The sequence below is a fragment of the Nitrobacter sp. MLSD-S21 genome, from assembly GCF_058809865.1.
This window is the reverse complement of the sequence record NZ_JBXASZ010000001.1, coordinates 249,689-261,103: the sequence shown is the minus strand read 5'-3', so window position 1 is coordinate 261,103 and position 11,415 is coordinate 249,689. Positions and strand designations below refer to the sequence as shown.

Below are 11,415 nucleotides of genomic sequence, written 5' to 3'. Positions count from 1 at the left end.
CCGCTCACTGAATGTCTTTGTAGTCGACGTCGAACGACTGGCCGGGGCCAGCGTCGAACAGCAAATAGAACTCGCCGTCAGGCTTGCGGAAGCTGACGGTCGAGTCGGTCCCGAAGCTTGTTTGCAGGATGATCGTCTCGTCGTAGCGAACGACGTCGAGCCTCACCCCGGGAACGCCGGTGCCGTCCGCGAATCCGCCTTCGCAACCCACCATCGTCGCATCGATCATCTTGCAGATACAAAACGGCGGATGCGCCCAGGCAGCACCGATAAAGAAAGACACCGCGCCGAAGGTGGCGATGGTCAGTCCGCCTTTCCAGAGCCCCTTCATATCCGCCCCCTCTTCTCGAGCCAGGCCGCAGTCAAGGGCGAGGCTGTGCGGATCGGGATCGACGTCTGGTATAGCGCGCCGTCCCAGCCCTCGAACGTCACCCACAACATACCGTCAGCACTGGCCTTCTCCGGAATCCGCACTTCCGCAAACTGTCGATAAGGGGTACCCGAAAACAGCGCGCCCGCGGTACGAACGTTGCGCGGCTTGCCGACGCGCAAGTATGCCGCCTTCACCTGATCGACGCAGGCCGGACACAGCGCCATGACAAAAGACTTGGTGTAACCCGCACGCCCTTCCGCCTCCGGTTCGATCAGCTTGAACTCGGCCATCCGCGCGGTCCACGGACCAACCACAACCTCGCCGATATCGCGCTCGCCGAGGCCCTTCTTGCCACCGAACAATGCATCTGCCTGGAAGAAGGCCGGCGCCGAAACGATCGGCACGATCAGCATCAAGGCGCTGAGATGGAATCGCCAGCGCTGCCACAGCGACGCATTGCGCGATGGGGATACGAGCGCCGCCATTACTCAGTCGCCTCCAGCCCCAACCGCACATGTCTGCGGTCGCGGACGATCTTCACTGTCTCGATCGCGGTGCGCCTGGTCCACACCATCATCCCGGAAAACACCAGTGTGGTCAGCGTCAGACCGAACAGCAGGTAGATGAGCTTGAGCCACACGCCGGCGAAATCGCCGGTGTGCAAAGGCCGCATCGAGCCGGTGACGAGCTCGAGCGCGGAGCGGTCGGACACGCGCCGCGCCCGCTCCACCTTGCCGTTGTAGGGATTGACCTCCACCGTCTCGAAAATCAGCGGATAATTGCCGCGCCCACCGACGCTGATTTGGCCGTAGGCGCTGTCCGGGAGTTCCACGAAGCTGGGCTCAAGATCAGGCAGCTGAGCATGCACGATCTCGGCCGCCTGCCCCAGCGTGATCCGCGGCGCCGGCGCGCCCTCGGCGACCACCGGCACGTCGGTGCGCGCCACCACGGGCGGCACACCTGCCGTTGAAATCGAAATGTGGTTGTCGCTGAGAATCGCCTGGATCAAAAACCAGCTTGCGGTCACCGCCATAATGGCGATGAATGGGATCGACCACACCCCGGCCAGCCGGTGCAGGTCGCCCCAGAAGATGCGCTTGCCCTTGCCGATGCGAAGGCGGGGCTGCAGGTAGGCACGCCAGAACCGCTTGTAGACGACGATCCCTGTGATCAGCGAACCAAGCAGTGGAACCGACAAGGCCGAGACAAAGTACCACCCAATCGGGAAGCTACTGTCGAACGGCATCAACAGCCAGCCGTGCAAGGCGCGCGTGAAATCACGAAAATCGAACGTGCCCTGCTCGCCCTGCACCACGCCAGTGTATGGATTGACGAACAACTTGGCGGAACTGCCATCGGGGCGTGTCACTTGCACCCCCAGGGCGAAGATCGACTTCACCGGCCGCGAGATGAATCTCACCCGAGCACCGGGCACCTCGCGCTCAACCGCCGCCAGTATCTCGTCATAACCGAGCAGCCGCGCGTCATTCGTGGGAGCATTGGCCCGCTCCATCGGAGATGCCAACCACATGATCTCCTGACTGACGGTCGCGATCGACCCTGTCAGACAAACGAAGAACAAAAACGCCCAGATCGGCAGCGCAAGCCAACCGTGAATTACGAACCACAGGCGGGCACCTGAGGTCTTACGCGATGCGGTTCCATTCACTCCTGCTGTCCTCGGCGCGCTGGTTGTCCCGCCACGGGACATCCGCAGGTCAAAGAATGGCGACCCTATAGTTAGAGACGTTCGAGCAACCGCTTTTTGAACCCCCTCGCTACAAAATTTTTTGACGTCATGAGCTAACCAGTCGCACCCATCTTTTTTCTTCCAACCGCTCCAGAAGCGGAACTTGGTGGACAAGGGTATAGCGTTGCGGCTCGCCATAAACGCCGGTGTAGTAGTTACCGAACACGGAATAGTGCTTTTGATTCAGTAGATTTGCGGCGCCGTGGTCCTGGATAAGCGAATAGACGACGCCTTCCACGACCGTCACAATGACCTCGTCGGAGCGGCAACCTTCCCCTATCGCGGAAAAAGAAGGGTTCGCCCAGGTCCTGATAAAAGAAAGTGAAAAGGCACAGCCGCCTCAGAAACCCTGGCGACTAGTGGAGAAGGTACGCCGGAACCAGTCGTCCAGCAGTGCTTTCTCGTATACATACCGATCGCCCGAAAAGCGCGCCGACGGATTCATCTGGTAGTTGATATCGGTGAGCGTCTCTTCGCCACTTCGCACACGCCGGCCTCTTTCGATCAATGCATAACGCAGTACGATCCTCGGTAGCGTGACGCCATTAACAATCCGGACGTTGTTGGGAGCAAAACGAAGCGGCTGTTGATAGCCAGCAAGATCGATATCGACGATATCTATGTTGAGATTCTGCCCAGGCGCGAGAAATCGCTTGCCGAGACGATCCAGATGAGCGCGAAAAGCCGCCTCTACCGACGCGCTCGAAGTATCGTATGAGCCTGCATCGGTATAGCGGTCAGAATTGACGAAGCGCACGTTCACGCCAGCGTGGCTCGATGCCGGCGAAAGAATGATGACTGCAAGAACCGCAGCGATGCCAAGATTCCAGCGCATGGTTCACCTTTCGGCCCCGTTGACCGAACATAAGCACGAATCCCGAAACCTTCCAGGCGCAATTGCCGAGACGAGTTCACATCCTGAAGCGCACGGGAACAACGAGTTGCACGACCTGCGCGGTGATCTCCGGCGGCACAGGGGGTAAAGGAGATGCGCGCACGATCATCGCGAAGGCTTCGTCGTCGAGTTCAGGAGAACCCGAAGAGCGCACAAGATGATATCGGAGCACCCGACCGTCGCGATCCATGCCGAAGCTCAAAAGCGCCGTCCCTTCAGTTCCTTTCATACGGGCCTCGCTCGGATAGCGCTTGTAGCGCTCCAGGTGAGAGAGCAGCCTCGCCTTCCAAGCATGCGAGACCCCGACGGACGCTTGATCGGTATCGCTCGCTCCCATCTCGGGTTGGTCAGGCACGCCGGTAGCGCCCATGATCGGCACACTCGTATGAGGCGGCGCGGAGCTTGCGGCTGGCGGAACAGGAGGTGCGCTTGCCTTGTGAACTAACGCCCGCTTCGGACTCGGCGCCGGCAATGCCACCGGCTTTTCTACCGCTTCTCCTTGTTCGGAAATCTCCGGCGGAGGGTCCTCGGCGAGCGTCGGCGGGGGTAATTCAGCGAGTTCCGCCGACGTTGGTTCGGCAACCTCACCGTGCTCGACGAAGGTTGAGCCATGGGAGGGAACAACGACGATCTCGACAAGGGCCGGACCAGGCTGTTCGCCGACCACCGGCTTGACCGTCGGATCGCAAACCAGCGTATACAAGATAGCGAAATGTGCAGTGAGCGCGATACACGATGGGATTCTCCGCGCAACAAGACGAGGCATCCAACCGCCTTGCATGATGGCGGTGGGGTTTCCCATCACGCACCGTCCGCGACCAGGGATTTACGGTGATGAATTACATCGGCGCGGGTCAGCATGGCGGTAACACGTTGCGGAACGGCCATGACGATGGACGCACAAAGAGAATGACCATCAGCCGCGCGGACAGTTCGCATGATGGCGTGCATTCTTCGCTCTCCGGCCTGCGAATAATACAACGTCGCGCATACGCAGCCGCGCGCTTCTCACAGGGCATGGCAGCTACCTAGGCTGGGCATGTGCCGCCTTCAAGGCATTGCAAGAGCCAGCAAACTTGAATACCTCGAAAGTAATGAGGGCTTCTCTCCGCGACGCGGTCGGAGCGACACAGAATATTTCGCAAGCGATTGCGAGCCTGGGAGCATCGCCGAGCCGCTTGCTGCCGGGATCAATCAAAGGACGTCGGCAAGCAACGAGATTCGCTTACGCGTGATAGCGCGGTGAAAATGGCAGAAGCGGCTCAAGATGCGGCGGGTCGTCTTCTGGAACAGATGGGCTGAAACCATCGGTAGCGAGGCTCATCAGTCATGCTCGCGACTGAGCCCCATTCAAACGTCTGGCACGATGTTTCATCGTGCATCGCCCTTTGTGATTGCCGAACCGTCGATGGTGATGCGCGACGCCTTATTCCTAACCTGCCGAAACTTGAGCTATCAGCAAAGACCGGGATTCAAGCAACCATTTCCGTTATGCTTTCGCATCACCTGCATCAGCGAACAGCGCGGCAATGGTTTCCGATGCGATCAACGCGTTGGCTTCGAGGGGCTTACCGACGACGTGCTCATCAACAAGCGCGAAAGCTTCATCTTCGGCCATCCCGCCACCAATCAGCCCGAGGGTGATGACGTTCTCCACATCGGTCGCCGAATAGATCTTTTCAAGAAAGCGTCTGTGGCAAGCCGCCGGTGTGTCGCCGTATTGCCCCGCCAGTGGTGCCCTGCCTATGCCGAGACGGGCAATCGTGATCATCCTCGAGACCTGTTTCAATTTCGCTCCACCTGCGATCATGGCGAGGACCTTGGGGTCGTTCAAATTGAAGGTACGAACCTTGCCGGCAAAACTGATCTGGCGAGCGCAACGATTGGTGTTGTTTTTGGTCATCTCAAACCTCCTCGATTACTTTGGCAATTCGGCCTGCGATTCCAGCAACCCAGGCGGCGTTATACGAAAGCAGACCACACCGTCTGTGCGATATGTAGGTGAGGCGGCTCTTTATTCTATTGTGATGCTCTCCCGCCGAGCATCTCGCATCGGCTAACCACATGCCGTGTTCCGGGAGGATCAGGCGATAAGGCTGCTCCGGCTCACGGTTCGCCATATGTGGTCATGGGAGCAATTCGGCGATCACCTTCATTTTATCACGAGCGTCACCCACGCGCCGGAAGGGCTAACTCGTTTTCCTGCATTGAAATCCTTCTGGAGCGGGTGAAGGGAATCGAACCCTCGTATTCAGCTTGGAAGGGTTTGGGCGATCCAATACCACCAATCGGCATTCGGACAAACACCTCGATGAGCTCGCATTAAGAACAAAGGGCTTTTCCGATCTGTCCGAACGGGATCCGGAGCTCATTTGCCAACGGGACGATGGAGCATTCCAGCTTGGCTGGGGAGATGACGCACCGGGCCCCTTCCCTTCCCGCGAGTTTGCCGCCGCGGTCGCCGCTCGGAGGGCTGCATGATGCGCTCCACTGGCACGGTGAAATTCTTCAGCAACGATCGCGGTTTTGGATTTGTCCAACGCAACGATGGCGGCACGGACGTTTTTGTCCACCGCGTTGATCTGCAGGAATCCTGTCGGGTCGATGGCGAGCTCAGGCTGAGTCCGGGCGATACGGTCGAATTCGATATCGTCGAAGCCGACCGCGGTCCGCGAGCTGTCGCCGTTTCAAGGGAGGCCGAACATGCACCGGCCACCTGATCCAGAAATGCGAAGCCCCGCCGCGGGAAACGGCAGGGCCAATCGCAAATTGCAGTGCTCGGCAGCACCGGTCTCAAAATACTCCCCGGATGAAATTGAGACAAGTGTCGACGTCTACTTCGGCCGAAATTTTCTCGGCGCGATAGACCTGGTCGACGGACTGCATTATGCGCGATCTGCCGATGGTGTTGACCTCGGCGCTCACAAGACCCGGATAGCCGCAGCTCGAGCATTTTGCGAGGGCGCACGCGACTGATCGAACCACTGCGTTCGGTCGGCCGTGGCGTCCGCGATTGCGGGTCTGCTCGGTGGCTCCCGCTGCAATCAACGAACTACGGTCGGCCGTCGCGAGAATAGCGACGAGTCGAGATCCGGCCATGATCTCGTCGCCGGCGAGCGCAAGCTGCCGCTGATGAATGACCGCAAGGCGCCGCACCTCAAAGCGGCAGCGAGCCGGACGCTACACGCCGCCAGGCGATCGGAATCAAAGTGCGGGCAAGTGTGACCCATAACACCCGCGACCACTGAGACCGGGCACCACCCGGAGGGCGAATGGCGTTTATGCCGTCGAGCGGATGACCACCGCGGCCGGCATGAACGTGGCGAAGCCCAAAAAAGACGCCGGAGACGTCACGGGGACAACGTGGCGGGCCGCAAGGCCGGGGATAAGCTAGTACTCGGCACCACACCGGTGCTCCCCATCGTCAGGGGCCATGAGCAGGACGGCCAGTCCTATCTCATGGGAGGAAAGGGTCGAAGCGTGCCCGCAAGCAAAGTTGGCGAGATACGACGGTTCAATGCAGTCGCCGCAGCAAACGGCGACCGGCCAAAACAATCCCGGCAATACCAAAGACAACAACCACCGGAAATCCAAACACCACCACCAGCATCGCAAACGCGTAGGTGAGAGCATCCCTCCCTACGCCGAAAGCCAGATAGCAGCCTCCCAACACAATAATCGCCACCAGTGCGAGAAGAGGCAGTCCAAAAGGATGGACAGGGGGATGTTTCTCTTTGCTCATGCGTGGGCATTCTAGGCGGGTCCTGACGCAGACGCCTCCCAGAATAAAAATCCAGCCCGTCTGACCCAGCCGGGCGGCGACTTTGAGGCCTGCTGACGCCGCACTGATCCGCCGCACAGCGTCATCACGATCGGGCAGGCATTGATCCGGCAAAAGGCCGCGCTGCCGCACGGTTCGTTCCTGCCGTGGATCGAAGCTGAGTTCGAGATGTCGGCGAAAACCGCACAAAAGTTTATGGGCGTCGCTGAGCACTTTGGGGAGAAAAGCGAACTTGGTTCGCATTTGAGTCTGTCCGCTCTTTACGAGCTCGCCGCGCCGTCGACCCCGCCGGAAGTGCAAGCCGAAGTCGAGCGCCGCATAGCCGCCGGTTGACAGCGTAGCTCCGTTACACGACTATCAACGGGCGTTGATTGTAGTGTTACGAGGCGTCCTATGGCTCATTCGGGTGGTTTCATTTGTTATTACCGCGTCAGCACCGGCAAACAGGGCAAGTCGGGCTTAGGCGTCGACGCGCAGCGCGCAGCGGTCGCGACATACCTCAACGGTGGCAAATGGAAGATCGTCGCCGAATTCACGGAGGTGGAGAGTGGCAAGCGATCTGACAGGCCGCAGCTTGACGCGGCGCTGGCCGCCGCGAGGCTTCATCGCTGCCCGCTGGTAGTGAGCAAGGTCGATCGTCTGACGCGCTCTGTAGCCTTCCTCTCCCGTCTATTGGAGGCCGGCGTTGATGTGCGGTTTGCCGATCTTCCGGCGGTAGAAGGAGCAACGGGGCGGTTTCTGTTGCAACAGATGGTCGCCGTGGCCGAGCTTGAGGCCGGCATGATCTCGGCAAGGACCAAGGCGGCGCTGGCAGCAGCGAAGCGGCGCGGAACGAAGCTCGGCGGCGATCGTGGCGTAAAGCCGACCGCCAAGACACGGGCAAAGGGCGCAGCAGCGACGAAGGCCAAGGCAGCTCAGCGCGCGACCGACCTACTCCCGACGATTGACCGACTTCGCGAGGAAGGAAAATCCTCGCTACGAGATCTTGCGGCGGGACTCAACGCGGCCGGCATTCCGACTGCGCGTGGCAATGGCGAGTGGTCCGCGGTGCAGGTCGCGCGCGTTCTGGAACGGATTTGATCACGTTGGGTGAAGCTCGGCAGAAGGCGATCAAGCACCAGCGCATCCGAGACGGCGAATTTCCATGTGTCTATTGCGGTGGTGTCGTTCCCGGCGAAGAGCCAGACCACATGCCACCGCGAATCCTGTTTAGGCGCAAGCAGCGACCAAATGATTTGGTTTTCCCCTCATGCTCTGGCTGCAACCGGGGCAGTGCCGCCATCGACACCATCATCGCGTGGCTAGGGCGAAGCTATCCGGACAGTCTCGACAAAAGCGAGCGAGAAGAAGTCAAAGCGATCAGCTCTTCGATGATTACCAATTACCCAGAAGTCGCATCGGCGTTTCACATCGATCCCGAACCGCTACCTCTTAGCCAAGCACAAATGAAGACTTTGCGGGGAATGACGACGCCTGTGAACGTCAACGATCCTTATATTCATCGCTGCATTGATTTCTTCGGGGCCAAGTTCGGCCTTGGTATGCATTGGAAGCTCACCGGCAACTGTGTGCCACCGGAAGGACGCGTTTATCCGCAGTGGTTTACAAATTACCACGCAGTCGCCGGAGCCCTCCCCAGTGATCTCTTCAGGGTCTTTCCGAATCCGCTTCCGCTCGTGCAGGGGCGTCTTCACACCGCGGGCCGCTTCGAACACGGATCAGTCCGTGACGGGGAGTACAGTTCGCACCTCGCGATTTTCGGCGAATCATTCATCGTGCTCGCCTTTGTCGCGCCAAACGGTCCTGAGCTCTGCTTTGCGGAGAGCGGAGCGTTAGAATGCGAGCCTGGCTGTTTGAAGGCTGGCTATCCGTACGGACTGCCCCGACTATCGGCCGACGAGCTTAGGCAGCGTTTCTCCCGCCCTTAAGGGTTGGCGCGCGGCCAATTCAGCGTCTCGGATGACGCGCGCTTCATGGATTTCTTTGTGCGTGAGGCCGATGTCGGCCGCGCCTGGCAATTCTTCTGCACTGGAAGAATTGGGGTTGCTGGCTTTAGCGATCTCTCGACGCTCCTGCGCCGAGTCGTATTCGTCGGCGAGGCGGCGTTTGGCGCCGGCTTCGATCTCGATCGCGTCCGCTGACGACTGATTATTGAAATGTTAGCCCGATGCATGTACTGATTCGTACCAGATGTGCGCCCTACATGGTACGCACCCCGTCCCCTCAATGTGCCGCGAGGGGAAGGCAGCACCAGGCTCCAGTCCATTTCCAGGACAAAGATGCCTACCGCTGCCCGACGACCAACCCGCACGACAAGCTCCGGAATCTCCTTACCGCGCTTTGACGCGCGAACACGCTCGTCCCGGCGCTATCGCGCGCTGCTCGAGGAGCTGTCGGCCGAGGTCGGCGGCCAGCTTTCGCCGATCGACCGCGAGCTGATCGCTCAAGCTGCCGCTCTGGCGCTTCGGGCTGAACAAACTCGCGAGGACATCGTGGCCGGCGGACCCGTTGACGCTGACGAGGCAATTCGGCTCGCCAGCGAGTGCCGCCGCATTCTCCTTCGATTGAAGGCGAAAGCCGTGAAGAATAAGCCAAGCCACAACCCGCTCGCTGAACATCTGGCGTCCCGGTACGGAACGGCGTCGAAATGAGCAAACCGCCGATCACAATCATGGACGCAGTCAACGACCCCGACATTTTCGGGAGCTGGTTCAAAAACCGCGTGACCTGGGCGAATTGGTTCGTTTTTCTGAAGGTGGTGTTCGCTCTCCCGCTCGACGAACCTGAGCTGGCGATCTTCCAGAAGTTCACCGGGCGCAAGGCGCCGCTGCCAGGCGGCTATCTCGAAGCTACACTGGTGATTGGACGGCGCGGCGGCAAAAGCTTGATTTTAGCGCTAATCGCAGCCTTCCTCGCCTGCTTCTGCGACTGGTCGCCATACCTCACCGGGGGCGAGCGCGGCACGATCATGGTAGTGGCACAAGATCGAAAGGCCGCGCGCGCGATCTTCCGCTACCTGAAAGGAATGCTGTCGATCCCCCTGCTCGCTGGTCTCATAGAGCGCGAGGCGCAGGAGGCGGTGGACCTCTCAAATGGAATAAGTATCGAAATTTTGGCCGCCAACTTTCGGGCTGTCAGATCATATACGATTGTAGCTGGCGAGATCGACGAGCTCGCTTTCCTCCAGACCGACGAGGACACGGCGAACCCCGACAGCGAAATCATCGGCGCCATGCGGCCGGCCATGGCGACAATCCCGGGTGCCATGCTGCTCAAGGCGTCATCGCCATACGCCAGGCGCGGCGAGCTGTGGGAGGACTACAAGCAATACTACGGACGCGACGATGCCGACATCCTCGTATGGAAGGCATCAACCTCGGAAATGAATCCCTCAGTGCCAGCGAGTTTCCTGGCGCGCGAGTTCGAAAAAGACCCCGCTAAGGCTCGCGCTGAATACGGTGCGGAGTTTCGAACCGATATCGAAGCCTTCGTATCACGGGAAGCGGTCGAGGCCTGCGTCATCAAGGGCCGTCGTGAGATACCTCCGACAAAGGGGATAAGCTACGTCGCCTTCGTCGATCCGAGCGGCGGCAGTGCCGATTCCATGACCCTGGCGATCGCGCATCGAGAAGGTGAGAAGGCCGTTCTGGATGCTGTCCGCGAAGCTAAACCGCCGTTTTCCCCCGAGCAGGTGACCGCGGAATTCGCCAAGCTCTTGAAAACCTATGGTCTGAAAAAGGTCCAGGGAGACAAATATGCTGGTCTCTGGCCGCGCGAGCGTTTTGAAACCCATGGCATAGTTTACGAGGCCAGCGCTAAGCCGAAGTCCGACCTGTATTTGGAGTTGTTGCCGCTGCTCAACGGCGCTCGCGTCGAACTTCTCGACCACCCCAAACTTATCAACCAGATCTGCAGCCTCGAACGTCGCACCGCGCGCAGCGGTAAGGATTCGATCGACGCGCAGGGCCACGAGGACATCGCCAACGCTGTAAGCGGCGCGGTGACCGGTTTGATCCTGCAAGACTGGTCTGGCGGCCGCGCCTTCCTGGAAATCGCTCGCCGCGAGATGGCCGAAGCGAGAGCCAACGGCACGATCCCACCTGCCAACGACAAGCCGCAACCAATCACAAAGGAATGGGCCAAGGGCTCGGTGGAATACTCGAAACAAATGGCGGGCGAAATTGGTCCGCCCAAGCAGAACCAGATCCCCGCGCACCACATAGGTCGGACAGCATCATTCGACGACCAGATGGACGAAAAATTTAGGTCAATGGGAATGATCGGATGAAAGGGCTCACAAAATGCCTCTGAATTTTCGAATGCTGCCGCCGGTCGCGGTGGGTCAGCAGACACAGACAGTAAACGGTCGCCGGTACTCCGCGTCTCCGGGCGCTGTGCTCGACGTCCCCGATATGGACGCGCAGGTGCTCTCGGCCAACGGGTGGATCACCTGCGCCCCGAGCGGCACGACCGCGCAGCGGCCGACGACCAATTCAAACGCAAACCCGCCGTATGTAGCGGCGCCGGGCGTCGAGTTTTACGACACCACGCTTTCGAAGTTGATTTTTTTTGACGGTGCGACCTGGCGCGATCCGGCGACCGGATCCGCTGTGTGA

The 11,415-nt window shown here is 59.7% G+C and carries 17 protein-coding genes; 8 read left to right on the top strand and 9 right to left on the bottom strand.

Annotation, left to right across the window (positions count from 1 at the left end):
- Nucleotides 1–4: 4 nt before the first annotated feature.
- From AC1RT6_RS01305 to AC1RT6_RS01275, 7 genes are all read right to left on the bottom strand, one after another.
- Complete coding sequence (locus AC1RT6_RS01305; RefSeq protein WP_079447123.1) at nt 5–331, bottom strand: hypothetical protein; 327 nt, start codon at nt 329–331, stop codon at nt 5–7.
- Nucleotides 328–858, bottom strand: coding sequence for a PA2404 family protein (locus AC1RT6_RS01300; protein WP_079447124.1), 531 nt, complete (start codon nt 856–858; stop codon nt 328–330). The genes AC1RT6_RS01305 and AC1RT6_RS01300 overlap by 4 nt, the downstream gene beginning before the upstream one ends.
- The gene (locus AC1RT6_RS01295; protein WP_493028947.1) at nt 858–2,237 is read right to left on the bottom strand and encodes a PepSY-associated TM helix domain-containing protein; all 1,380 of its coding nucleotides are present in this window, start codon (nt 2,235–2,237) and stop codon (nt 858–860) included. Before AC1RT6_RS01295 ends, AC1RT6_RS01300 begins: the two co-directional genes overlap by 1 nt.
- A gap of 226 nt (nt 2,238–2,463) precedes the next feature.
- A complete protein-coding gene (locus tag AC1RT6_RS01290) occupies nt 2,464–2,958 on the bottom strand; it encodes a DUF3016 domain-containing protein (protein ID WP_079447127.1) in 495 nt (164 codons plus the stop codon).
- Between the two features lie 76 nt (nt 2,959–3,034).
- On the bottom strand, nt 3,035–3,820 hold the full coding sequence (locus AC1RT6_RS01285; protein ID WP_079447128.1) for an energy transducer TonB: 786 nt from the start codon (nt 3,818–3,820) through the stop codon (nt 3,035–3,037).
- Nucleotides 3,820–3,969 (bottom strand): hypothetical protein, encoded by a 150-nt coding sequence (locus AC1RT6_RS01280; RefSeq protein ID WP_158081532.1) that lies wholly within the window; start codon nt 3,967–3,969, stop codon nt 3,820–3,822. The genes AC1RT6_RS01285 and AC1RT6_RS01280 overlap by 1 nt, the downstream gene beginning before the upstream one ends.
- Before the next feature lie 538 nt (nt 3,970–4,507).
- On the bottom strand, nt 4,508–4,921 hold the full coding sequence (locus tag AC1RT6_RS01275) for a GTA-gp10 family protein (protein WP_079447130.1): 414 nt from the start codon (nt 4,919–4,921) through the stop codon (nt 4,508–4,510).
- Nucleotides 4,922–5,495: 574 nt separating this feature from the next.
- Between AC1RT6_RS01275 and AC1RT6_RS01270 the strand changes: the two genes are divergently transcribed.
- Complete coding sequence (locus tag AC1RT6_RS01270; protein ID WP_472790132.1) at nt 5,496–5,738, top strand: cold-shock protein; 243 nt, start codon at nt 5,496–5,498, stop codon at nt 5,736–5,738.
- Nucleotides 5,739–5,811: 73 nt separating this feature from the next.
- Here AC1RT6_RS01270 and AC1RT6_RS01265 read toward each other — a convergent pair whose 3' ends face one another.
- Together AC1RT6_RS01265 and AC1RT6_RS01260 are read right to left on the bottom strand one after the other, a co-directional pair.
- Nucleotides 5,812–6,174 carry a hypothetical protein gene (locus AC1RT6_RS01265; RefSeq protein ID WP_472790134.1) on the bottom strand — a complete coding sequence of 121 codons (363 nt, stop codon included), beginning with the start codon at nt 6,172–6,174 and terminating at the stop codon, nt 5,812–5,814.
- Between the two features lie 358 nt (nt 6,175–6,532).
- Nucleotides 6,533–6,760: a hypothetical protein gene (locus tag AC1RT6_RS01260; RefSeq protein WP_472790135.1), complete on the bottom strand. Its 228-nt coding sequence runs from the start codon at nt 6,758–6,760 to the stop codon at nt 6,533–6,535.
- 141 nt (nt 6,761–6,901) lie between these two features.
- Here AC1RT6_RS01260 and AC1RT6_RS01255 point away from each other — a divergent pair, with 141 nt between their 5' ends.
- From AC1RT6_RS01255 to AC1RT6_RS01225, 7 genes are all read left to right on the top strand, one after another.
- Nucleotides 6,902–7,132 (top strand): DUF3102 domain-containing protein, encoded by a 231-nt coding sequence (locus AC1RT6_RS01255; RefSeq protein WP_472790137.1) that lies wholly within the window; start codon nt 6,902–6,904, stop codon nt 7,130–7,132.
- A 60-nt stretch (nt 7,133–7,192) separates the two neighbouring features.
- Nucleotides 7,193–7,879, top strand: a complete 687-nt coding sequence (locus AC1RT6_RS01250; protein WP_472790139.1) for a recombinase family protein — start codon at nt 7,193–7,195, stop codon at nt 7,877–7,879.
- A 5-nt stretch (nt 7,880–7,884) separates the two neighbouring features.
- The gene (locus AC1RT6_RS01245; RefSeq protein ID WP_472790141.1) at nt 7,885–8,727 is read left to right on the top strand and encodes a hypothetical protein; all 843 of its coding nucleotides are present in this window, start codon (nt 7,885–7,887) and stop codon (nt 8,725–8,727) included.
- A 45-nt stretch (nt 8,728–8,772) separates the two neighbouring features.
- Nucleotides 8,773–8,940, top strand: coding sequence for a hypothetical protein (locus AC1RT6_RS01240; RefSeq protein WP_472790143.1), 168 nt, complete (start codon nt 8,773–8,775; stop codon nt 8,938–8,940).
- Between the two features lie 138 nt (nt 8,941–9,078).
- Nucleotides 9,079–9,450, top strand: a complete 372-nt coding sequence (locus AC1RT6_RS01235) for a hypothetical protein (protein WP_472790144.1) — start codon at nt 9,079–9,081, stop codon at nt 9,448–9,450.
- Nucleotides 9,447–11,087 carry a terminase large subunit domain-containing protein gene (locus AC1RT6_RS01230; RefSeq protein WP_493028940.1) on the top strand — a complete coding sequence of 547 codons (1,641 nt, stop codon included), beginning with the start codon at nt 9,447–9,449 and terminating at the stop codon, nt 11,085–11,087. The genes AC1RT6_RS01235 and AC1RT6_RS01230 overlap by 4 nt, the downstream gene beginning before the upstream one ends.
- A 13-nt stretch (nt 11,088–11,100) precedes the next feature.
- Nucleotides 11,101–11,415 (top strand): hypothetical protein, encoded by a 315-nt coding sequence (locus AC1RT6_RS01225; RefSeq protein ID WP_472790147.1) that lies wholly within the window; start codon nt 11,101–11,103, stop codon nt 11,413–11,415.